This is a genomic window from Pseudoalteromonas sp. 1_2015MBL_MicDiv (assembly GCF_002407505.1).
Lineage (GTDB): Bacteria > Pseudomonadota > Gammaproteobacteria > Enterobacterales > Alteromonadaceae > Pseudoalteromonas > Pseudoalteromonas fuliginea.
In genome coordinates this window covers 1,462,500-1,486,344 of sequence record NZ_CP012737.1, presented here as the reverse complement: position 1 = coordinate 1,486,344, position 23,845 = coordinate 1,462,500, and the positions used below count along the sequence as shown (strand labels likewise).

The 23,845-nt window shown below is 38.8% G+C and carries 24 protein-coding genes; 3 read left to right on the top strand and 21 right to left on the bottom strand.

What is annotated here, in order from left to right:
• Nucleotides 1-29 precede the first annotated feature (29 nt).
• Both AOR04_RS06835 and AOR04_RS06830 read right to left on the bottom strand, forming a co-directional pair.
• The gene (locus tag AOR04_RS06835; protein ID WP_033028617.1) at nucleotides 30-1,001 is read right to left on the bottom strand and encodes a sensor domain-containing diguanylate cyclase; all 972 of its coding nucleotides are present in this window, start codon (nucleotides 999-1,001) and stop codon (nucleotides 30-32) included.
• Nucleotides 1,002-1,004: 3 nt separating this feature from the next.
• Entirely contained in the window at nucleotides 1,005-2,009 is a 1,005-nt protein-coding gene (locus tag AOR04_RS06830; RefSeq protein WP_007375853.1) for a response regulator, read from the bottom strand.
• Between the two features lie 226 nt (nucleotides 2,010-2,235).
• Here AOR04_RS06830 and tpx point away from each other — a divergent pair, with 226 nt between their 5' ends.
• Entirely contained in the window at nucleotides 2,236-2,817 is a 582-nt protein-coding gene (gene tpx, locus AOR04_RS06825) for a thiol peroxidase (RefSeq protein ID WP_096792843.1), read from the top strand.
• A gap of 88 nt (nucleotides 2,818-2,905) precedes the next feature.
• On the opposite strand, the gene adk is transcribed toward tpx, so the two are convergent.
• The 12 genes from adk to AOR04_RS06770 form a co-directional block, all read right to left on the bottom strand.
• Entirely contained in the window at nucleotides 2,906-3,550 is a 645-nt protein-coding gene (gene adk, locus AOR04_RS06820; RefSeq protein ID WP_007375855.1) for an adenylate kinase, read from the bottom strand.
• 191 nt (nucleotides 3,551-3,741) lie between these two features.
• Nucleotides 3,742-5,655 (bottom strand): molecular chaperone HtpG, encoded by a 1,914-nt coding sequence (gene htpG, locus AOR04_RS06815; RefSeq protein ID WP_096792842.1) that lies wholly within the window; start codon nucleotides 5,653-5,655, stop codon nucleotides 3,742-3,744.
• Between the two features lie 118 nt (nucleotides 5,656-5,773).
• On the bottom strand, nucleotides 5,774-6,511 hold the full coding sequence (locus AOR04_RS06810) for an RluA family pseudouridine synthase (protein WP_096792841.1): 738 nt from the start codon (nucleotides 6,509-6,511) through the stop codon (nucleotides 5,774-5,776).
• Between the two features lie 4 nt (nucleotides 6,512-6,515).
• Nucleotides 6,516-8,417 carry an MFS transporter gene (locus AOR04_RS06805; RefSeq protein WP_096792840.1) on the bottom strand — a complete coding sequence of 634 codons (1,902 nt, stop codon included), beginning with the start codon at nucleotides 8,415-8,417 and terminating at the stop codon, nucleotides 6,516-6,518.
• A 293-nt stretch (nucleotides 8,418-8,710) separates the two neighbouring features.
• A complete protein-coding gene (recR, locus tag AOR04_RS06800; protein WP_007375859.1) occupies nucleotides 8,711-9,319 on the bottom strand; it encodes a recombination mediator RecR in 609 nt (202 codons plus the stop codon).
• A gap of 7 nt (nucleotides 9,320-9,326) precedes the next feature.
• Nucleotides 9,327-9,653, bottom strand: coding sequence for a YbaB/EbfC family nucleoid-associated protein (locus AOR04_RS06795; RefSeq protein WP_002962306.1), 327 nt, complete (start codon nucleotides 9,651-9,653; stop codon nucleotides 9,327-9,329).
• Between the two features lie 60 nt (nucleotides 9,654-9,713).
• Nucleotides 9,714-12,302, bottom strand: a complete 2,589-nt coding sequence (gene dnaX / locus AOR04_RS06790) for a DNA polymerase III subunit gamma/tau (RefSeq protein WP_096792839.1) — start codon at nucleotides 12,300-12,302, stop codon at nucleotides 9,714-9,716.
• Nucleotides 12,303-12,305: 3 nt separating this feature from the next.
• The gene (gene apt, locus AOR04_RS06785; protein ID WP_007375861.1) at nucleotides 12,306-12,851 is read right to left on the bottom strand and encodes an adenine phosphoribosyltransferase; all 546 of its coding nucleotides are present in this window, start codon (nucleotides 12,849-12,851) and stop codon (nucleotides 12,306-12,308) included.
• A 159-nt stretch (nucleotides 12,852-13,010) separates the two neighbouring features.
• Entirely contained in the window at nucleotides 13,011-13,133 is a 123-nt protein-coding gene (locus AOR04_RS22015) for a hypothetical protein (protein ID WP_007375862.1), read from the bottom strand.
• Between the two features lie 72 nt (nucleotides 13,134-13,205).
• A complete protein-coding gene (locus tag AOR04_RS06780) occupies nucleotides 13,206-13,958 on the bottom strand; it encodes an HvfC family RiPP maturation protein (protein WP_007375863.1) in 753 nt (250 codons plus the stop codon).
• Between the two features lie 36 nt (nucleotides 13,959-13,994).
• Complete coding sequence (locus AOR04_RS06775) at nucleotides 13,995-14,852, bottom strand: HvfB family MNIO-type RiPP peptide maturase (protein WP_033016272.1); 858 nt, start codon at nucleotides 14,850-14,852, stop codon at nucleotides 13,995-13,997.
• Nucleotides 14,853-14,919: 67 nt separating this feature from the next.
• A complete protein-coding gene (locus AOR04_RS06770) occupies nucleotides 14,920-15,354 on the bottom strand; it encodes an HvfA family oxazolone/thioamide-modified RiPP metallophore (protein ID WP_007375865.1) in 435 nt (144 codons plus the stop codon).
• A gap of 225 nt (nucleotides 15,355-15,579) precedes the next feature.
• Between AOR04_RS06770 and AOR04_RS06765 the strand changes: the two genes are divergently transcribed.
• Together AOR04_RS06765 and AOR04_RS06760 are read left to right on the top strand one after the other, a co-directional pair.
• Nucleotides 15,580-16,560: a tRNA-dihydrouridine synthase gene (locus AOR04_RS06765; RefSeq protein ID WP_008138430.1), complete on the top strand. Its 981-nt coding sequence runs from the start codon at nucleotides 15,580-15,582 to the stop codon at nucleotides 16,558-16,560.
• A 61-nt stretch (nucleotides 16,561-16,621) separates the two neighbouring features.
• Entirely contained in the window at nucleotides 16,622-16,948 is a 327-nt protein-coding gene (locus AOR04_RS06760) for a TraR/DksA family transcriptional regulator (protein WP_007375867.1), read from the top strand.
• Between the two features lie 16 nt (nucleotides 16,949-16,964).
• On the opposite strand, the gene AOR04_RS06755 is transcribed toward AOR04_RS06760, so the two are convergent.
• The 7 genes from AOR04_RS06755 to AOR04_RS06725 all read right to left on the bottom strand — a co-directional run bounded on the left by AOR04_RS06755 (nucleotide 16,965) and on the right by AOR04_RS06725 (nucleotide 23,042).
• Nucleotides 16,965-18,008 carry a hypothetical protein gene (locus AOR04_RS06755; RefSeq protein ID WP_096792838.1) on the bottom strand — a complete coding sequence of 348 codons (1,044 nt, stop codon included), beginning with the start codon at nucleotides 18,006-18,008 and terminating at the stop codon, nucleotides 16,965-16,967.
• A 61-nt stretch (nucleotides 18,009-18,069) separates the two neighbouring features.
• Entirely contained in the window at nucleotides 18,070-19,329 is a 1,260-nt protein-coding gene (locus tag AOR04_RS06750) for a tetratricopeptide repeat protein (RefSeq protein WP_007375869.1), read from the bottom strand.
• 11 nt (nucleotides 19,330-19,340) lie between these two features.
• A complete protein-coding gene (locus tag AOR04_RS06745; RefSeq protein WP_033016273.1) occupies nucleotides 19,341-19,958 on the bottom strand; it encodes an energy transducer TonB in 618 nt (205 codons plus the stop codon).
• A complete protein-coding gene (locus AOR04_RS06740) occupies nucleotides 19,958-20,362 on the bottom strand; it encodes an ExbD/TolR family protein (RefSeq protein ID WP_002961710.1) in 405 nt (134 codons plus the stop codon). The genes AOR04_RS06745 and AOR04_RS06740 overlap by 1 nt, the downstream gene beginning before the upstream one ends.
• 14 nt (nucleotides 20,363-20,376) lie before the next feature.
• Nucleotides 20,377-20,901 carry a MotA/TolQ/ExbB proton channel family protein gene (locus tag AOR04_RS06735; RefSeq protein WP_002961709.1) on the bottom strand — a complete coding sequence of 175 codons (525 nt, stop codon included), beginning with the start codon at nucleotides 20,899-20,901 and terminating at the stop codon, nucleotides 20,377-20,379.
• Entirely contained in the window at nucleotides 20,901-22,265 is a 1,365-nt protein-coding gene (locus tag AOR04_RS06730) for a MotA/TolQ/ExbB proton channel family protein (protein ID WP_033037762.1), read from the bottom strand. Before AOR04_RS06730 ends, AOR04_RS06735 begins: the two co-directional genes overlap by 1 nt.
• A gap of 6 nt (nucleotides 22,266-22,271) precedes the next feature.
• A complete protein-coding gene (locus tag AOR04_RS06725; protein ID WP_033016274.1) occupies nucleotides 22,272-23,042 on the bottom strand; it encodes a DUF3450 domain-containing protein in 771 nt (256 codons plus the stop codon).
• Nucleotides 23,043-23,845 lie beyond the last annotated feature (803 nt).

The window sequence follows — 23,845 nt, the reverse complement described above, 5'->3', positions numbered from 1 at the left end:
GTATAAAGAGTGATTAATAAAAATGATGCTTAAGCGTCATTTTTTATATCATCAAAAACAGTGACTTTATTGCGTCCATTATTTTTAGAAAAGTAAAGAGCCCTGTCAGCGGCTTCAATCCAACGTTCATGATCTTTAAATTCATTACTAAAGCACGCAACTCCGATACTTATTGTCATCTTGATTTCAACATTTTTATAAAAGGCAGGGCTTGATTCAATCAACACCCTTAAGCGCTCAGCAAATATTTCAGCCCCTTGCTTATCGGTATCAAGTAGAGTTAATACAAACTCTTCACCACCGTAACGTCCAGCAATATCTGTTTCACGTAATGTGGTACGTAATAACTTTGCAATATGGCGTAACGCCTCATCACCACAACTATGACCATGCTTATCATTCACCTTTTTAAAGTGATCAATATCAAACATTAACAGAGAGCTACACCCTGCATTACGTTTTGTTCGTAAATACTCTTGCTTAAGCATACTTTCCCAATAACCACGATTGTATAACGTCGTTAAGCCATCGGTTTGGCTTACTTGCTCAAGTCTTTTATTTAGCTCTTCTAACTCTTTTTTGTTAACTGCAATATCAGTTACATCATAAAGAATGATACAAATATGGCTAACTTCTGCTCGTATATTAGTAAGCGGTATAAATGTCGCATTTTGATACATATACTCAGCTTTGCCAGTAATTGGGCGATAGTTTTTAAAGCGAAATATATAGGGTTGTTGTTCCCAAATGGTAAACGAGCGATTTTTTAGTACAAATACTGGCTCTGATTTACTTCTAAACCACTTTTCATCTATAGCTGGAAATAAATCAAATAAATCTTTATTTTTTACAGCACTTGGTAATAACCCCGAATGGTTTTCCATAAAACCATTCCACACACACACCTTATACTCCCTGTCAAGTACAACTAAACCTACATCAACGGTGTTAAACATATCCATTAACCAATGGATTTCATTCATATCTAAATCAGCAGCCATAACTTAGTCTTCTAATAGGTAAGCAACTTTGTATTTCAAAGTTTTAAGTGAATCTTCAGTAAATAACAGCATAAGGTCACAGTTAATATCGTGATTTTCAATACCATAGCTAATTTCTATAGCAAGCGTACGCTGCCAGCGCGACTTATTCGCTTTCACTAATTCAGATACATCTCTGTGCTGGCCAAGTACGATAGGATGACCTTGGCTAAACGACATATCGAGTTGTTTTGAAAGACCAGTCAAAATAGCCCCGATTAAAATATTACTTATATCCATAAGTAACTCAAGTTCCACTTTGTCATTAAGCTCACCATCGTAATTCATCAGTGAGGCTATCTCTTTAAAGCTAGAGTCATTAAGTAATAATAATGCTTCTCCAGATACACCTCCTCCAATAAACCCCTGACAAACTCCAGAAGTGGTTGCATTATTATCAATAGAGCGTAGCGCCATATCGAGTTCACTAACCTCTAAGATATTCACATTTGGGATTGGCAGCTCAACAAACACATTAAGTAATCGCGCAAGTAAATCACCGGCTTGACCCATAGCAACATTAGTTAGCTCTTGGTATATATCTCGCACATCTGGGTCTACTTGCTCACCTAGAGAATGAGAAAGACGTTCACGCATGGCTTTATCTTTAATGCCATGGTGTTCAATAATATCGGCTAATTTTTGAGGGGAACATGGTTTTTGGATGAAATCGATAGCCCCCAGTTCAAGCACTCTTTGATGAGCATTAGGTTGTATGTCACCTGAAACTACAACTGTAAGTATATTGAGCCCAAGCTCTTTCATGGCCATTAAAACTTCATAGCCATCCATTTCTGGCATGTTTAAATCAAGGAAAAGGATTTCAGGTTCAGTTGATTTTATTTGTTTGATGCAATCAACACCATCTATCGCAAATTCAACTTTAATATCCCAATCATCAGGTAGAGAACGGGCTAATTGACGCCTCGCTAATTTTGAATCATCACATATTAATACAGATGTTGACATACTATCTCTCTATTTTTAACCAGTTATACATACCAAAAGTGATACACGCATTTTTATTATAGAAGATATTTTTGTAACTGCATGTTAATCAAAGTATAGCCTATTTACAGTTTTTTTATATGACTGAATCATTACCAATTTTATAGAGGCACAGATAATACCTTGGTTACTCCAACGCAGTATAATACACTGACGCCTATTGCGTTAATTTAAAAAGGAAACTCCTATGCTCCGCTCATTAACTTTTGCCTTAAGTATTTTTTGTTCTATGGCTTTCGCTTCTGATATCCCAGAAAACACTCTCGATATAGGTAAAGTCTCTGCACAGGGTAAGACGGTTACTTTACTCGGTAAAGGTGTATCCGTTGGTGATAACGCACCTAATTTTAAAGTTGTCGATGGAAACTTTACACCTGTCACACTGGATAATTATAAGGGCCGAGCTATTTTAATTAGTGTAGTACCAAGTTTAGACACTGGTATTTGTAGTCTACAAACAAAACACTTTAACGAAAAAGTTGCGACGCAATTTCCTGCAGTTGTAATGCTTACTATTAGTGCCGATTTGCCATTCGCTCAAAAAAGATTTTGCAAAGCTGAGAACATAGACAAAATAACTACATTATCTGATTCTGTTTGGCGCGATTTTGGCCAAAAATATGGGTTAATTATTAAAGATATGGGGTTACTAACTCGCTCAGTAATAATATTAGACGAAAACCACAACATTATTTATAAACAACTCGTTAGTAGCCTTTCAACTGAACCAGAATACAACAGCGTAATTGAGAAACTTAAAACGCTTTAAAGCCGATTAAATAGCACTGATTAAGCAATGCTAAACAACCTTAAAACAAAAAACCGCCAATTGGCGGTTTTTTAATAGGCTTTTAAATTTAACCTAAAAGCTCACCAAGTTGTGAACTTACAGCCTCAACAGCTTGCGTACCATCTAGTTTGTGGTATTGAGTGTTACCAGCCGCCGCTTCTGCTTGGTAGTAATCAACTAATGGCATAGTTTGCTCGTGGTAAATACCTAAACGTTTACGTACTGTTTCTTCAGTATCGTCTGCGCGAACAATTAAGTCATCCCCAGTTTCGTTATCTTTACCTTCCACTTTTGGTGGATTATAAACAACATGGTAAACACGACCAGAACCAGGATGAACACGACGTCCGCCCATACGCTCAACAATCACTTCGTCAGCCACGTCAAATTCAATAACGTGATCAACCACTACGCCATTTTCTTTCATTGCATCGGCTTGAGGAATTGTGCGCGGGAAACCATCAAGTAAAAAGCCTTTCTCACAATCCGCTTTAGTAATACGCTCTTTTACTAAACCAATAATAATATCATCAGAAATTAGTTGACCAGCATCCATTACTTTTTTTGCTTCTAAGCCTAATGGCGTGCCCTCTTTAATTGCTGCACGTAACATATCGCCAGTAGAAATTTGTGGAATACCGTATTTGTCCATTAAAAACTGAGCTTGAGTACCTTTACCTGCACCCGGCGCGCCCAAAAGAATAATGCGCATATTATTGTCCCCTAGTATGGATATTTATTTTAAAGCCTGAATTCTTCCACAAGCGCCGCAGATACTCAAGCAACTTATACTAATTGATGAGTCGCAGGTGTATTTACAGCGCATTAAAAAAGGGAACACACGTTCCCTTTTATTTAAAGTATATAATTTATACTTTATTAACTGAGTAAATAGCTATTTGCTTATTTGCTTAGTTCAAGCATTAGTTTATTTAAGCGAGTAACAAACCCTGTTGGATCTTTAAGTGTACCGCGTTCTGCAAGTAATGCTTGGTCTAATAAAACATGTGACCACTGTGAAAACTTATCTTCATCTTGTTCATCATTTAAATGCTTAACAAGTTGGTGCTCTGGGTTTAGCTCAAACACAGGTTTTGCTTCTGGGGCTGCTTGACCAACAGATTCCATTAGCTTTTGCATTTGTGAGCTCATGTCGTTGTCGTCGCTTACAACACATGCTGGAGAATCTGTTAAGCGGTGCGTAAAGCGTACTTCTTTAACGTCATCACCTAGTGCTGTTTTAATACGCTCAACAAGGCCAGCCATCTCTTTTTCAGACTCTTCTTGCGCTTTTTTAGTTTCTTCGTCGTCAAGCTTACCTAAATCTAAGTCACCACGTGTAATTGACTGTAGTTGCTTATCAGCAAATTCAGTTAAGTGGCTCATCATCCACTCGTCAACACGGTCACTTAGTAGTAATACTTCAATGCCTTTTTTGCGGAAAATCTCTAAATGCGGTGAGTTTTTCGCAGAGGTAAATGTATCAGCCACTACATAGTAAATTTTGTCTTGGCCTTCGTTCATGCGCTCAACATATTGCTCAAGCGACACATCTTGTGTTTCTGAATCAGTATGAGTAGACGAAAAACGTAGTAGCTTACATACGGCTTCTTTATTTGCCGCATCTTCAGCTGGGCCTTCTTTCATTACTTGGCCAAACTCATTCCAAAATACTTGGTAATCGTCAGCTTTGTTTTTAGCCATACGCTCAAGCATTTTAATAATGCGCGATGTACACCCTTTACGAATAGCTTGCGTTACTTTGTTGTCTTGTAGAATTTCACGAGATACGTTCAGTGGTAAATCGTTTGAATCTAGTAAACCTTTCACAAAGCGAAGGTAGCTTGGCATGAATTGCTCAGCATCATCCATTACAAAAACACGTTGTACGTAAAGTTTTAAACCACTTTGACGTTCACGGTTCCATAAGTCGAAAGGTGCTTTTTTAGGAATATATAAAAGGCTAGTGTATTCAGTCTTACCTTCAACCTTATTATGTGCCCAGCTAAGTGGCTCTTCCCAATCATGGCTTACATGCTTGTAAAACTCTTTGTATTCTTCATCAGAAAGCTCTGACTTATCACGTGTCCACAATGCAGTTGCGCGGTTAATGCTTTCCCATTCACCTGGTACTGCTGGAATTTTTTCGCCGTCTTCGCCTTCAGACTCTGGTACTTCTGCTTTAAACATTTGTACCGGCGTTGAAATATGGTCTGAGTATTTAGTTACGATGCCACGTAGGCGGTAATCGTCAGCAAATTCTTTTTCTTCATCACGAAGATGTAAAATAATATCGGTACCACGGCCTTCTTTTTCAATTTCTTGAAGTGTGTATTCGCCTTCACCTTGAGATTCCCACTCGTAAGCTGTTGTTTCACCCGCTTTACGTGTACGAACAGTTACTAAATCGGCAACAATAAATGCTGAGTAAAAACCAACACCAAATTGACCAATTAATTGTGAATCTTTACTTTGATCCCCTGTTAAGTTTTTGAAAAACTCAGCAGTGCCTGACTTTGCAATAGTCCCTAATGAGCTAATGATTTCATCGCGCGTCATACCAATACCATTATCTGAAATGGTAATTGTGTTTGCTTCTTTATCTGCGCTAATACGCACACGTAAATCAGCGTCGCCTTGGTATAGATCGCCTTGAGATAGTGCTAAAAAGCGTAACTTGTCTGCCGCATCTGATGCGTTTGACACAAGTTCACGTAAAAATATTTCTTTATTAGAATAAAGAGAATGAATCATTAAGTTTAATAATTGTTTTACTTCTGTTTGAAAGCCTAATGTTTCTTTTTGAGCTGCAGTCATTTATATATCTCCAATTTGCAAAGTGTCTGCGTTATGCACTTAATATGGGGTGAGGTGTTAGAACTTCAAGGGAAAAATTTAAAAAAGGTGAAACGAAAACAAAGAACAGTAAAATTATTTAAAACGAGTGCGGGCAATTAATATGAATTTTCTCGCCGCTGACGGGGTGCTCAAAATATAAATCGCTTGCATGTAATTGTAAGCGCCCAGCCATATTTTCACTTTGCGCACTTTTATATAAATCGCAACCTAAAATAGGGTGGCCTATAAACTGGCTGTGTATTCGTAACTGATGAGTACGCCCAGTAACTGGCGTAAATTGCACTAAGGTTCTGTATGGTTGTTTTAGCCGTTCCAGTACTTTATATTCACTGACTGCGGTTTTGCCAGTCGATTGGCAAATTTTAACTCGCGGAAAAAGCAGCTTATCTTTTGCTATTGGTGCAGTAATTTCCCCCTCACTAACAGCCAAGCACCCTTCAAGCATCGCTACATAACGCTTTTGAATAGTACGTGCCTGAAACTGTTTATTAAGATGCTTTGACGCAATCGCGTTTAATCCAACAATCATAATACCCGATGTACCCAAATCTAATCGATGCGGTAACTTAGCCTCAGCAAAAGCGGCTGTTAACCCTTTTTGACCATGTACTAAACGGTAATGCACTGAATCCCAATTAAGCGTATTTTTGCCCGACAAACTTAATAACCCACTGGGTTTATTGATCAGTAAAATATCGTCATCTTGATATAATATTTCAATAAACCCGTCGCATTTAGGCGCTACAAAATCATCAACTATAATGTGTGGTTCTGAAGGTGTATGCGATGTTGAGTTATCTATTAAATTAATCATTAAATTAATCAACACCTTTAGAGTGAAGCGCTTTCAAAGCTAAAACATGCTCACGTAAATCGTCTGCTACTACTTTGTCAGCTGCAATCGGGCCACCCACTGCAACCGACACCAAAGACCATTTTAATCGCGGTAATTGCCACTTAGCTTTACGGCTAAACATACTCCCCCACAAGCCCCCTAAATGCACAGGAATAACGGGCACAGGTGAGCGCTCAATAATACGCTCTATTCCACGGCGAAAGATATCGATAGAGCCATCACTGGTTAGTTTTCCTTCAGGGAAAATACCAACAAGCTCGCCTTTTTCAAGCGAAGCAGCCACTTCGTCAAAGGCTTTTTTAAACGCTTCAGGATTGGTTTTTTCACTATCAATGGGAATAGCTTTAGCCATTTTAAATAACCAATGCAGAGCTGACGAATAATAAATAGGGGCAAATACCATAAATCGAATAGGCCTTGGTGAGGCGGCTAAAATAAACATCCAATCAACAAAACTCACGTGGTTGCACACAATAACAGCAGCGCCTTCATCAGGTATATTACTTTCACCTTTTGTACGCACTCTGTACATACAAATGGCCAAAATATAAATAACAAAGCGTAAAAAGAATTCAGGTACTTTAGTATAAATATAAGCAGAAATAAGTAAATTTAGCCCCGCAAGTAGCAATAATAGCTCTGAAATACTCCACTGAAAAACAGACAACGTGACAATACTTAAAACAGCACTACCGACCATAAACAAGGCATTTAATACATTGTTAGCCGCTATTACTCGTGATCGACTCGCTTCTTCAGTCCGTTGTTGAATAAGCGCATATAGCGGTACAGTGTAAAAACCGGCGCCAATGCCTATGCCTGCCATCCATATGAAATGCCACATCATATCGCCTGTTTTCAATACCTGTTCGAGTGTTAATAATTCAGTATTTTGAGGTTTATAGGTACTAATAGCGGGCTCTTGGCTCAGTAAATATAAAAACAAGGTAATTAAAATAGCGCCAAAGGGCACAATGCCTAGCTCAATACGAGAGCGAGATAACTTTTCACACAGTAATGAACCAATAGCAATACTCAATGAAAACACAACCAGTGCACTGGTTACCACCAATTCATCGGCGCCCATTACATGTTTTACATAATTTGGTAGGGACGTTAAAACGATGGCGCCAATTAACCAAAACCAGCTGATCCCGAGCACTGACTTACCAACCGATTCTGTTTGCGAATTAAGTGCTGTAAATACGTTTTTTGTGGATGAAAATATATTATAGGTAAATTTTAAGTTTGGCTCGTTCGCCTCACTAACGGGTATAAAACGACTGCTTACATAACCCATAACAGCCAGCACTAATACCGCAATACTTATAGCCGTAGGACCTAGCGATTGAGTAATATAGTAAGTGCCAAAAATTGTACCAATCAGTATTGCTACAAACGTGCCCGATTCAACCAAGGCATTCGCTTTTGTTAATTCGCTAGGTGCTACGTGCTGGGGTAAAATAGAGTATTTTAATGGCCCAAAAAACGTACTTTGTACACCCATTAAAAATACGGTGGCTAACATCAGCCAAACGTACTGAGTTAAAATAGAGACTGCCCCTACAACCATAATAGGGATTTCACATAGTTTTACGATTCGGATAAGTTTGGATTTTTCTGTTTTTTCAGCAAGCTGCCCCGCCATCCCTGAAAATAAAAAGAAAGGTAGAATAAATAATCCTGCAGCAATATTAGAATAAAGTGCGCCATCTGCAAGCGTTGCAGCCTGAAATATCAATAGAATAAGCACTGATTGCTTATACACATTATCGTTTATTGCTGAGAAAAACTGCGTAATAAAAAGCGGTAAAAAACGCTTACTACCCAGTAATGTACCTTGGTAGGGTTGATTATCTTTCATTGTATTCCTTACTAATTAGAGACATAGCCCAAAAATATATTATACCAATTCGTTTAATTAAATGATCTATTTTTAGGGCGGAAAAACGTGTTGATAGCTAGGCAAAAATTCGCTATTGAGTTGTTCTAAATGAGAACTTTTTAACGCAGGTAGCGACACGTTTAGCCCGCAAAATGATTAAGTATTATTGCGGATTGGTATTAGACTGCTTCTAAGCTTACCTTAAAAACAAAAAGCCTACATAAGTTAATCATGTAGGCTTTTACAATATGTTTTCAAATAGTGACTTTAAGTTAGTCTTGAGTAACAGCGCGTCTGCCACTAAAGGCATGCATCAGCGTTCTACCATCAACCAAATCAAGCTCGCCCCCCACAGGAATACCGTGAGCAATACGCGAGGCATCTACTTTATATTTATGACAAAGCTGCGCAATATAATGAGCAGTAGTTTCACCTTCAACAGTAGGGTTAGTCGCTAAAATAACCTCATTAATACCGCCTTGAGCAAGTTTTTGCTCTAAAACGTCTAAGCCAATTTCTTTAGGGCCGATACCGTCAATTGGCGATAAATGACCCATTAAGACAAAATATAGCCCTAAGTACTGACCAGTTTGCTCAATAGCAAGCACATCAGTAGGCGATTCAACAACACATAATATGCCGCTGTCTTGGCGCTTTGTACTTAAACAAATATCACATTGCGTTTGTTCGCAAAAGGTGCGACAAGACTGACAATGCCCTATGGCGGTCATTGCTTTAGTCAATGCATTGCCAAGCTGAGTGCCTCCCTTTCGGTCGCGCTCAAGCAGGTGAAAAGCAATACGTTGCGCTGACTTTGGACCAATGCCCGGTTGACAGCGCAGTGCTTCTATAAGCTGATTTAAACTATCTGAAAGTTGCATTATTTACTTAAAACGGCATTTTCATACCTGGTGGTAATTGCATACCGCCAGTTACTTTACCCATTCGCTCTTGTGTTTCTTCTGCAACACGGCGTACAGCATCGTTACATGCTGCTGCAAGTAAGTCTTCAATCATGTCTTTGTCGTCTTCCATCAAGCTCTCATCAAGCTGAACACGACGTACATTGTGGTTACCAAGCATAGTTACTTTAACTAAACCTGCACCGGCTTCACCAACAACTTCAAGAGTTGCGATTTCGTCTTGGGCTTTTTGCATGCGATCTTGCATTTGCTGCGCTTGCTTCATCATGTTGCCCATTCCACCTTTAAACATAACTTTCTCTCTTTCTTTTAATACATTAATTAACATGAACATAAGGGCGATTGTAAGTAATTACAATGCCTGAATACTGTTTTCGTCAATTTCGGCGCTAAATACTTGCTGAAATTGTACTATGTTTTCATCCGATGTGATCACATCGATTGCTTGTTGATGACGACCTGCATCAATTTTTTGCTGAATAAGATAAGGGGAATCAATAACTCCCTTAGCAAAATTAATACTTAACGACACGTTATGCTCATAAATACTCGACAATGCGGCATCTAACCTTTGGCGAAGCATCGGTGTATCTAAATGCTTTTGAGATTCATCAACATCTATATGTAAACTGTTGCCTTGCTTGGTAAATATTGAATGCAACGCAAATTGGCGCATACGACCGCCCAGTCCCATACGTTTAATTAAATAAGCCCACTCATCTTGTTGGTGTGCAAACCTAATTTCACTAATTGGACTTTGAAAATCATCAGGCACGGGAATGCTAATTTCCTCGGGCGCTGCTTCAGGTACTTTTTGAGGGTTTATTTGCTCAAGCAGCTCTGGCGCTAGATTTTCAGTAATTGTTTGGTGCTTTGCTTTAAAATCAATTTTTTCAGGTTTGTCAAAACCTTGATTATTAGCCGGTGTTTGGCTCCCCGTTACTGGGAGCGGTGGCTTTTTTTCACTTTCACCTACTGTATCAGTAGCCCAAGGCGGGTTGTCTGACTGTGTAGGTACTGACTTATGGTTTTGTGATACAGCGCTATTTGGCCGCTCAGCTGACTGAGCCACTGTATTTTCATTTTTTGGCACTGCACCGACATTATGAGTACGGCTAGTAACAGTACTGTTAGATACGTTTGATGAACTAGCCTTTGCCGTATTTAAGTTTGTCCCAGAAAGCTTTCCTGAGCCTGATATATTACGATCACGCAATATTCGCGCAATAGCCGATTGCGCTTTTGCCTCGCGTTCAACTATCGAAGCATTTTCATCGTGTTGTTGCTGGTTTTGCAAGTCTGATTGCGGGTCAAAACTATTTTTTTCAATACTTGTTGAGTGTTCCGGCAAATGATTTTGCTGATTAGCACTTATATCTTTTTGTGGATTAAACCCCTGATCAACAGCGCTACTCATCACATCATCAAACTGCGCGGCCAATGTTTGCTCTACATCACTGTGTTGCATGTAAGCTTCATCTTCACTTTGACGCTGTGTTTGAGCATCCGAAACAACATTGGTTTGCGGTGGCTCATTAGCTGAAGCCTGTTGCTTTGAAGCGTTTTCACTTTGTTGAACTGGTTGAACTACTGCAACTTGGGCTGGCTCATTATTACTTTGCACGACGTCATTATTTGATGTCTGAGCGGCAGCATTAGGTAAAGGCTCTATCTCAACGGCTCTAGGCTGTTCTGTATTGCTAACTGGCTTAGTATTATTTACTGGAGCACTGCTTTGGCTAGCTACGGTGTCTTGCGATGTTTTGTTTTTATTTAATATATCTCGCAGTACATTTGTTCGGCCTTGTTTATTTTGGACGGGCTCTTCGTTGGCTGTGTGTACAACTTGTTGGGCATCTGTAGGCTTAAATGCTAATAATCTTAGCATAAGCATTTCAAAACCTAATCGAGGCTCTGGTGCCCATTGTAAATCTTTTTTACCGTTTAAAAGTAACTGGTAATAAATTTGTATTTGTTGCGGACTCGTATGCTGTGCAACGTGCGTTATGTAATCAGCGTTCGTTTCATCAAGCCCTGCTGCCTGTGGTACTAATTGAGTCAGTTGAGTTAAATGTGTTAACGCAATTAAATCATCAAGTAAGGCAATATAGTTTGGGTTTCTGCTCGCAACGTGTGCTATTTCGCCCATTAAAGCTGTGCCATCTTGGGCAAGTAGTGCAGCTAATAGGCTTTGGCTATAATGTGTATCCATCAAACCAAGCATTGTTTGTACTGCTTGATTATTAATATCACCATTTGTTTGTGCTATAGCTTGATCGGTTAAGCTCAGTGCGTCACGCATACTGCCGTCAGCGGCTTTTGCAATAATACTAAGTGCATCATTGTCATAGCTGAGCTGTTCTTGAGTAAGTACGTGCTCAAGCTGTGCTTTAATTTCACTTTGCGACAAGGCATTTAAGTTAAATTGTAAACAACGAGATAAAATAGTAACTGGTAACTTTTGTGGATCGGTCGTCGCTAATAAAAATTTCACATGCTCTGGTGGTTCTTCAAGCGTTTTTAAAAGTGCATTAAAACTGTGCTTTGAGAGCATGTGAACTTCATCGATTAGATATACTTTATAACGTCCACGCGTTGGCGCATATTGAACGTTATCGAGTATTTCGCGGGTGTCCTCTACTTTAGTTCGAGAAGCCGCATCTATTTCGAGTAAGTCAATATAGCGTCCTGCTTCTATATCTAAACAGCTGCTACATTGACCACACGGATTTGCAGATATACCTTCGTCGCAATTTAAGCTTTTAGCAAAAATACGCGCAATGGTCGTTTTACCCACACCGCGGGTTCCAGTGAATAAATAAGCGTGATGCAGTCTATTTTGTGTAAGCGCATTTACAAGCGCTTGCTTAACATGAGACTGCCCAACCAATTCATGAAAGGTTTGAGGACGCCATTTTCTCGCTAGAACCTGATAACTCATCGATTACTCGCCTTCGAATTCAACCAATTTTAGGATTTTAATACCCATTTTCTTGATGCGCTGCTCGCCACCTAGTTCTGGTAATGACACAACAAATGCTGCATCTGTAGCTTCGCCACCTAGTTTATGAACTAATTTAGCAGTGGCTTCAATTGTACCGCCAGTAGCTAATAAATCATCCACTAACAATACTTTATCGCCAGGTACAATTGCATCTACATGCAGCTCTAATGTATCTTCACCGTATTCTAGCAAGTAATCTTGACGAATAACTTCGCGCGGCAACTTACCTGGTTTACGTACTGGAATAAAGGGAATGCCTAACGCGTAAGATAACGGCGCACCAAAAATAAAGCCACGCGATTCTGTGCCAATTATTTTAGTAAAACCTTGATCTTTATATTCAGCGATAAAAGCGTCAATTGTGGCTTTAAAGGCTTCTGGATTTGCCATTAAAGTAGTTACATCGCGAAACATAATGCCCGCTTTTGGATAATCAGCAATTGTAGTGATGCTGTTTTTGATAATTGCTGGTGTTACTTGAGTCATAATTTTAACTGCTCAATTATTTATATTACAAAGCAGGTGATTATAACCTTAACTGACCTTTAAATGCGAGTTTGACGTTATTATAGTTTAAGCGGGGTAATTAAAAATAAAGAGGTTCAAGGCTGAAGTAAACAACAGCCTTAATAAACGCTATGCATTTTAGGTTAAGCTAGTGATCCAACCTAAAATTGCATTTAAACAACCAATTCCTGCAAATATAGCTAAAAATGCAAGAAAGTAAGTAGCGTTGAACGGATCTTTAAAGTCTTTATCATCTGACATTGGTACAACCTTTTATTAAGCACGGCAAATAAGGCTGTCATAATAGACGATGTAAAATTATCAATAAAGACCTTAATCTTGATTTTTTGTCACAATGACACCGCGTTCAACCATTGCATTAAGGGTAACCAACGCACCTTGAGCAATTTGCTCTGCATTAAATTGTGGAGCGTGAGCTAATACCTGTTGGCAAACGTTGTCAAATGTCGCACCTTCACTTACCTCTATGATTGACAATAGCAAAGCTGTCATCGCATTTGTTGCTAAAAACTGCACATCATCATTTTCGTCTCTATATACAACAAAGTAATTAGGCTGAGTTGATGGCTCTTTAGGTATAAACTCTGTGCTGATATTTTGAACCGGAAATTGATAACTTAAATTTCTTGCAGCGTTAGATAAATACAAAGCAGAACTAGTGAGTGCTGTTGTTTGTAATTTTTGCGCTTGCTCATCTTCATGTGCAATCGATACATCTAGCTCTACCCATTCGTAATGAGCAAGCTCTAGCATAAACACGGGGTCGTGTTTTTTCATTTTATAATCACTTGATAAGTAATTAATAAACTCCCCTGCTATATCTAAAAAGTACGGCGAATGACAATCATATTCGCTAAAGAACTGACGTACGAGGGAATGCCATTGTTTGTCTGTGTATAAGGTTTTTAACACCGGAAAACCTGATGATACAAAACCTTCAATATTATTAAAAAATAGATCGCGATAAATGGCCATACGTCTATCTTCAATACCGCTGGGCCGTTTATTTTTTTTAGGCTCGCGAATATGCGCCATAAATTCGTTTTGTATTTCAATAAAGCTCATCACTAGGCACTCTTTTAATGTTTATAAAGGCTTATATTAAGCTCGTTGTTTTGAAACACTTGAATTAAGGTATTTAGCTTGCAGCCCATGAATTATATCCAACTCTTTGGTTAACACATTCATAGTAGGGATATTAAAGTCACGCTCAAGCAAAGTTGGAAACACACCATGTACTTCGTACGCCTTATCAAGTAGCTTCCACACAGGATCAATGACATCTGCGCCATGTGTATCAACTATTAAGTCATCAGCCTCATTGTAGTGCCCTGCAACGTGTCCATAAGCAATACGCTCAGAAGGTAACCCTGTTAAAAATGCTTGCGCGTTATAGCCATGATTTATCGAATTAACGTAAATGTTATTCACATCGAGTAAAAGCTTACAGTCAGCTTGCTCTAAAATAGTATTCGTAAATTCAAGCTCTGATAATTGCTGCCCAGGAGCACCATAATAAGAAACATTTTCTATCGCAATTTGTTGCTCAAGTATATCTTGAACTTGCTTAATACGTGGTACAACGTGTGCTATCGCATCTTGAGTAAACGGAATTGGCATTAAGTCATACATATGGCCCGCGCCAGAGCAGTAACTTAAGTGCTCACTAAAAAATTTTATATTGTGCTCTTTAAAAAAAACTTTTAAAGATTTAACAAATTCAACATCCAGTGGCTCGGGCGAGCCGATAGAAAGTGACAATCCATGGCACACAAAATTATTTGCATCTGTTAATGTTTTAAACTGTTTCTTAAAGCGCCCACCTAATTTTAGCCAATTCTCTGGTGCAACTTCTAAAAAATCTACTTGATTAGGTACGTGTTCAAGCAGTTCATTAAGCATTTCTCGTCGGAGGCCAAGACCAACCATTCCGAAATCTATACTTTTAGTTTGTGTCATAACTACCTCTAACTTAACAAAAAAGGGCCTTAAGGCCCTTTTAGCATACCTTATTTAAAATAAGATATTAACGGCCACCACATTTACCTTCGCCGCACTTACCTTCTTTTTTACCTTTTGCGTCGCCGCCACATTTACCTTCGCCGCACTTGCCTTCTTTTTTACCTTTGGCATCGCCGCCACATTTGCCTTCGCCGCACTTGCCTTCTTTTTTGCCTTTAGCATCGCCGCCACATTTGCCTTCGCCGCACTTGCCTTCTTTTTTGCCTTTAGCATCGCCGCCACATTTGCCTTCGCCGCACTTGCCTTCTTTTTTACCTTTGGCATCGCCGCCACATTTACCTTCACCACATTTACCTTCAGCAGCATCTAGTTGATAACCTGTCACTAACTGTTGAAACTCAAATGGGTTAGCTTGTACATCAGCAGATACAAAACTTGCAGAGCCAACAACTACTGCACCTAAAGTTAACGCGATTGTATTTTTTCTAACTGTATTCATTTTATGACTCTCTTTAATCAAGGATTGTAAATCTCAGCAATATAAATGTATTTTTAAATTGCTTGTATGCTTAAGTAGACCCGCACAAAAATAAAAACTTTCAATTATTTTCATAATATTTGCTTTTGCACTTACTTCATTAAATATGGTCGGTAATTACAGATTTATCAATGTAAGATTTACAGGTAAACTATGCGTCCTGTTTTTCTCAGAAATAATCACCTTATGAAACTTGTTTTAGCGCCTATGGAAGGTGTTGTCGATTTTAAAATGCGTCAATTACTCACCGACATCGGTGGGTTCGATTTATGCGTTACCGAGTTTGTAAGAGTGGTTGAAACATGTTTACCCGATAAAGTTTTTCACCGCTATTGCCCTGAATTACATAATAATGGTTTTACGCGAGCAGGAACGCCTGTGCGTATCCAACTACTCGGACAAGAAGCGAACCCTTTAGCAGAAAATGCGATTAGAGCTATAGCATTAGGTTCTCACGGTGTTGATCTTAATTTTGGCTGTCCAGCAAAAACGGTTAACCGTAGTCGAGGCGGGGCTGTGCTGCTTAAAGATCCTGACCACATGTATACGATTATTAAAGCAGTCCGAGACGCTGTAGATGATCAGCATGAAGTTAGTGCAAAAATCCGCTTAGGATTTGATGATGATAGTAACAGCCAAGAAATTGTAGATGCGGTTGTCAGTGCTGGAGCAAATAGCATTGCAATACATGCTCGCACCAAACGTGATGGCTATAATCCGCCTGCTTATTGGGAAAAAATTCCACCAATAACAAAAGATAAAAATATTGCCGTTGTTGCCAATGGTGAAATTTGGCAAGTAGAAGACGCAATGCTTTGCCAAAAACGAAGTGGATGTACTGATTTAATGCTTGGTCGTGGCGCCCTTTCGCACCCTGATTTAGCAAAAAAAATTAAAGCTCATGTAAATAATGAACAATACGATGGACTTGAGTGGGAGCATATTATTTATCACTTAATCCACTCTGCTATCCATCAAGACCCTGCAAAGGATGAAAAATATTTTGCGTCACGTACTAAACAATGGCTTGGTTACCTAAAACGCCAATACCCACAAGCTATCGATTTATTTGATGAAATCAGACGTTTAAAAAGTAAAGAAGATGTGGCAAGCGTATTAAATAAATACGCCAAAGCACCGCAACTTGATTCAAATCATAACAGCTAACTTAAAGCCTATAGATAATATCAGTATAACGTAAAGCCAATTTAATAAGGTTGTACTGATAATGCATCATCAACAAAGACTGAACGATGAAATAGCGCAAGTTAAATTAAATATATTAACTATGCTTTCTAAATCAGCCTACCCTGCACATCACCATTTAATACAAATTTTAGATAATAAAGCCAACAATGAATGGTTAGACTGTGCGGCAGAAAAGTTAGGTCCGGAGTATGCTATTTTAATTAGTCGCATGACTAAATTAGAAGCTGCCGTTAGCCAAATAGAGATTGGCCAATATGGTTACTGTTGTGACTGCGAAGAAAAAATATCAGCAAAGTTACTTGAGCAAGACCCTGCAACTCAACGATGTATAAAGTGCGCACCATAAGCGCACTTTCACATCATTACATCATTTGCTTTATAAAACTAAATGATTGCCCAGGGTAGAGAATTATATCTTCAACTAAATACTGAGCCTCTTCTGGACTCATTTTTAGGCGCTTTACAAGGTTCACCTTTGCTTGAGGCAAAGTCCACGCATGATAGTGAATACCTATATCTGATTCCATCATCGCAAGCATCAATGTTTTATCTTTATCAGACATGTCCATATTGCTCGCCATTGCAGGTAAGTCTTGATAGTTAGCCTGCCAATCCAAGCCTTCTATTAATTTTTCATCAGATAAATACTGAACTAAAAACGATTTCTGGTGAGAAGTTGGCTGTTTACTGTCGAATGCAACACGATCTAATACTTTTATTTTTTCATTTAAAAGAGTAACCCATTCTAATGGTGAATGTACTTCGCCACTAAAGTAATTAAGTTTGCTCTGATACCACTGGGTTCCATTTGGCAGGCCTCTTAGACCAACACTCCCCCTGGGCCTGTAACTAGCTAAATAATCGCTAAAAGCCCTTATATGGCTTTTAAGCGCTGGTTGAACGTCGTTAGTGCCTATCGCACTCAATACATAACTTTGTAACAATGCAAGTTCAACTTTATTCAGTTTTAAATTGCTTTGTTTAGCACTGTCTAACGTTTCTTGGGTTAACTTAAGCCAGGTAATAACATTATCCGGTGTGTTTTTTGTGCCTTCAAAAGCAAGCATGTTCTTTAATACATCTACTTGAGCCGGCCAATTAAAATAGCGCTCAGGAAAACGCTCGGCAATAACCAAGTAATTTACTTGTGCTATTTGATTGAGATTAAGCTCCATGCCCATTAAGTTCTGATAAATAGTATGGCGTTTAGCTAAATATGCATCAGAAAAGACCAATTGCTCTTTAGTAATATTATCTGTTTTATTAGCGCCTGATAGTACAAGCGCCATGTTTAAAGTTTTTAAACCGACTTGTGCATCTTCAAATGACTCATAAGGTTGAGGCTGCTTTGAACATGCGGCTAAAAATAGGCACAGTAGTAATGAAAAAGAGAGCTTTTTATACATAGTAATTCCAATAAAAAAAGCCCCAGAGGGGCTTTTTAAAAGTTGCTTTAGCTAATAAAAATTAAATTTTAACACCGTTGCGAGCGGCTTTATCTTTAATGTATGTAGCCCAACCCTTTGCAAACTTGCGAGTGCGTGGGTCATCCATGGCTTTAGTAATAGCAGCATGAGCTTGCTTGTACTTGCCTTGGTAATAATATGCTTCAGCTAAATCTGAGTAAATAGTGCCCTTTTTATCAGAGCCTAGCTCTAATGCTTTGTTCAAACGAACAACAGCAGCACTAAATTTTTCAGACTGTAAAAGTAATGAACCTGCTTTGCGGTAAAGCTCAGCGTCTTCATCAAATTTAGCAGCTTCTTCATAATACTTAGCAGCTTTAACGAGATCTTTAGAACGATGGTAATTACTAGCAATCGCGCTAACGTTTTGCTTAGTACGTTTAACATTCTTTTCTTTAATAGCCTTCTCAAGCGTAACAGCCGCTTTAAAAGGAATTTCATTTAAAGAATAGAAGTTAGACAATACTTTGTAATCGACTTCAGCTTCAAAAAAACCTTGGTTGAATGCTACTTCCATGGTCGAAAGACCTTTTTTGTAGTTTTCAGTTTGTAGGTAATATTTACCTAAACTAACCCAAGCTTTTTTATCATCAGGCCAAACACGAACAATTTCTTCACCAACTTTGACCATATTATTATAGTCTTTAAGCTCGAAATAAGAGCCTAACTTTAATTGGTAAGGAGCTTTGTTCGGCTCCTTTTGAAGCGAAATTGCTTTGTCTGCTGGACCGAAAACATCACGAAATTGTTTTAACTCGTAGTTAGCTTGCGCAATACGTGTGTAAACTTTCGGATCTTCATCGCCCGTAAAATCAATCCATGCTAAATATGCTTTTTTAGCTTCTTGATACTTTTGAGTACCAATAAGTAAATCGCCTAATAACTTAAGGGATTGTTCCTGATCAGCAAAGTTTAAAACATCTGGCGCAACCGCCTGCTTAGTATATTTAATCGCTTCATCATACTTTTCTACCTGCGCGTACATGCTACCTAAGTAACGATTTACAGTCGCCTTATCAAAGTCATTAGATGGATCAATATCTTTTAGCAGAACAATTGCTTCTTCAACTTTTTCTTCACCGTACAAATCAAACGCTTTAATTACCTTTTTACCAGTACGCTCGCCCATGATTTTAGTTTTTGCTTTCTTACGCTCTTCAATCTTTGCGTAGTCTGGCGCCGCTAAAACAGATGCTGTTAATGTAGCACCTGACACAGACATAAGAATCGCAAGAGCAGTTACTTTAGAAAAATTTCTCATTACTCGCCTCCTTAATTGCCTTGGTTAAGTTTAAAGTCTAATTGAACTTGTAAACCCGGTTGTATTTGAGGTTTTCCGTCAATGATCTTAGGACGGTACTTCCACTTACGCAATGCGCGCTTAGCTTCACGGTCAAAGATACGTTTTGGATCGGCGTCAATTACTTCAACGTCAGTCACTCCACCTAACTCATCAATTGTGAACGAAAGTTGAACCCAACCTTCTTTACCATCACGTGCTGCTTGCGTTGGATATTTTGGTTCTATACGAACGATAGGTGTCGCATCACCATCACGTCCAAATGCACCAGGGCCACTTAGTCCACCTGCCGAACTACCAACATCAATGCTTCCCATATTAAATGACATAGCACCAGGTGTTGGACTGTTATTTTCCGGCTGTGGCGGCTGCGGTTTAGGCGGCTGCTTTGGTGGCGGAGGAGGCGGAGGCGGTACACGCTTCCTCTCCTGCACCTTAGATTCAGGCGGATTCGTCATTATTTCGACTATGATCTGCTCTTTTTGTTCCGTATTACGGTCAGCCCCACCAGAGATGAGGAAAGCCATGAAGTAGAACAAGCCGAAAGTAACTGCCCCACCTGCAATCAGTGAAAACAGAAAACGAATCATTACTGATCTCCAGCTATTGAAATTCTCAGGTTATCACCCGTCGCTTTAATCTGGTCCATAACTTTAACCACTACGCCATGTTTTGCTTCTTTATCAGCTTGCAAAATCACAACTTCAGTAGGTTGTTCTGCTAATAAACTTTCGATTTTTGCTGAAATACGTTCAACATCAACCTGCTGTTTATCAATCCAGATTTCGCCGTTACTACGGATAGCAATAAAAATGTTAGCATTTTTTTGCTTAGTAGCTTGGGCAGCTTTTGGTTTATTGACCTCGATACCAGCCTCTTTAACGAACGATGTAGTTACGATAAAGAAAATAAGCATGATAAATACGATGTCAAGCATTGGCGTCATATCAACCGCTGCTTCTTCTTCTTCACGAAAACGTTGTTTACGTGCCATATTTAATTCTCTCTCTAGTGATGAGGCATACTATCAATAAGTTTGGCTTTCACCATTTTAGCTTTTGTCTCAAGACGTGAGCTAAAAAATACTCCAGATAGTGCCGCAACCATTCCAGCCATTGTCGGGATTGTTGCCATTGAAATACCTGATGCCATTAATCTTGCGTTACCTGTACCCTGGTTGGCCATGGTTTCGAAAACCGAGATCATACCAGTAACAGTACCAAGTAAGCCTATTAAAGGACAAACAGCTACTAATGTCTTAATCAACAACATACGCTGATCTAATTTTTCAGACGCTTCAGAAATCCATGCTTCACGGATTCTGTGTGCGTACCAAGACGTAGTGTCTTGGCGGGCATCCCACTTTGCTACAATTTCTTTCGCTGTGCGAGGAAACTCTGCAAGTAAGAACCAATAGCGCTCAATCATTAAAACCCACATCAGAAAGAGTGCTATCGCGACCACGTATAAAACCTGGCCGCCTGTGCCAACAAAATCCCTGATAGATTCCCATATCTCCATCAGGACTAGCATTAGGCTTTCTCCTTCTCCGCGTGAGTAGCAACGATACCCGCGCTTTGCTCATCAAGGATGTGTAATACCGACTTACTACGACCAGCTACTAGAGCATGAAGTAGAATTAGTGGTAATGCAGCAATTAGACCTAGCGCTGTAGTTACAAGTGCTAGAGAGATGTTACCTGCCATGATCTTCGGATCACCCGTACCGAACAATGTGATTGTTTGGAACGTTAAGATCATACCGATTACAGTACCTAGTAGACCTAGTAATGGTGCGATTGCAGCAAGAATCTTGATTATATTGATACCAGCTTCGATGCGTGGCGTTTCACGTAGAATCGCTTCATCAAGTTTAAGCTCAAGGTTTTCAACATCTTGGTTCTTGTTGTCATGGTACACTTTAAGAATACGACCCAGTGGGTTATTTGTATTCGGTGTAGCAACATTTTTAAGTTGGCTCTTAATCTTACTAGTAGTAAGCGTAAGGTCAACAAAGCGAATTAGAGTAATTAGCATACCTAGGCCTAGTAAGGCTGTGATGATATAACCAACTACGCCACCTTGATGGAAGTATTCCATAAGGGTCGCTTTTTGAGTATTGATACGTAAGATAGCACCACGAGTCGGGTCAATATAAACACCAGCGTAGTTATCTGGAGATGTATTTTCAAGCGCTGTGATACCGTCTAAAATGTAACCATCTGGTTGCTTACCTAGAGGCTGGATAGACTTAGTCTCTGGTGAATAAATTAAGTAACCATCGTCTGTAACTAAGTTAAAGTTACCGATACGCGTTACTTTCTTCATTGACGGGTTACCATCAAGGCCAGCAACTTCAGTTTCGAATGTTGAAACTTTAGCTGATTCAGTCATTTCTGTTTGTAGTGAAATCCAAAGTTCTTCTAATTCACGAACAGTTGGAAGTTCTTTAGCAGCAGCTAATGAACGTAATATTTCAGCACGACCTGGCTTTTCAGCACTAACAAGTGATGCTTCGATCGAGCCGATAGCGTCTTGAGCTGCACGACGTACAACACCAAACATTTCACCTAAAGTACCTTGTGCGCTTTGAAGAGCTTGCTCTTTCTCTGCTAAAGTATTTTCATTTTGTGCATATTGCTTAGCTAAACTAACGCCACGTGCTTTTTCAGAAGCAAGTTGGCTTTTAGCTTTGTTAAGTAATGATTGCTTGTCAGCACGTTCAGATAAGAACTCTTGCTCACGTTGCTTATTAATTTTACCTTCAGAGATACGCTCTTGCTTTACTTGCTCAAGGATTTTATCTAGAGCTCCAGTATTTGCATGTGCATTAAGCGCGGTACCTGCAGAAACAGTTAGTACTGCTGCAACAGCAAAACCTTTAAATAGTTTCTTCATTATTGATTACTCCGCGCCAAAGATAGGTAGTTTAACAAGTTCTAATGTCGCTTGCTTACGCGCCATACGAATAACTTCTTTAACAGGTTTTAGGTATTCTTCACCTAATTCTTTCCACTGTTTAGTGTTGTTATCCCACACCCAAGCATGTTTCAAGTCAAAAGATTGAGCAACGTACGTGATACGACCTAATTGACCGATATCAACGTTAATGCTCTTACCATCAACTTCTAATGTACCTTGTGAAGCAGATACAAGTGAACTGTATGCTGTTTCAATAGTGTAAGCTTCAAGTACTTGACGGAATTTTTCAGACGTCGTTACAGACGCAGAAACCATGATTTCACGTAGTCTTTCAACACGTCCTAAACGCGTTTCAAGATTAAATGGAACGTCCGCTTTGATGAATTGCTCAAGCGTATCGATCATGCGATACATCAAAGGCACAACGTTTTGTTTAGTGTTATCAATAGTAGCGATTTGACGATCAAACGATTCAATAGACGCATTTTGGCTATCAACCAAGCGTGATACATGATCGTTATACACTTTCATAAGTTCAGTCTCATCAACGATGCTACGGTACTCAGCGATTAGCTCTTGAGTTTGACCATATACATTGTCAATTTTAGTTTGAGACTTAACAGCAGCCTTTTGAATTTGTTGACCTGCTTTTTGCACGTCATTCAAAGGATCTGCAATCACATTGCTGCTTGCAAATGCAAATGCGCCAACCAACGCAGTTGCTACAAGACTCTTTCTGATTTTAACAGACATAGTTCCCAACCAATTAAGTAATGTTACTTTTATAATTTAATTATCAACCCATAAGGAAGACAACCCTGATATCTTTTAATAGATATCAACCTTCCAATAATGCTAAATGCAATAAGCGCTGTCAACTTGATGTTTGCTTATCTCAGTAAATAAATAGCCTGTTCAAAGCTTACACTAAAGGACTGCATACCAAATGTTAACAATATTGTAACCAGTCTTATTCTTAATATTTCTATCAAAGCCTTTTAAGGGGTATGTTTATTGGGTGTCGCCCTTATAAAAACAACAAAAATGCAACATTCAATTGAAAATGAATTCGCCCTGAAAAAAAACAAAAAAAAATATACTTATTTCTCATATAAGTTTTTTTTTGGCCAACTTTATGCCTTTTTAACTGGTTTTAAACGCTTCATCTGAAAAAACAAACCGTTTATCGCACAAGAAAACATCACAAAATGCCTTTATATTGAATTAATATTCACTTCGAATATCGCATATTAATATTTCCATTACCCAATATTAATGGAGAGTAAAGTGGTTGGTTACAAACCAAATGATGCACAGTGTGCAATTAGTTATTAATTTATTACTCTCAGAAGTTGTCCAAATATTTGAATTTATCTTTTGCTGGGCATGTATCAGGGATGGCTAATTTTAGGAACAAGCTTTCAATGAAATACCATACTCCAATCTGAGCAGCTTGAAGTTGTTACTACAATCAACGTTAGTCACCTATCTTGAATATGATCTATTTAATTCAATTACAATTTTTATGGTAGGCTCTTTGAAAACTATATCATTTC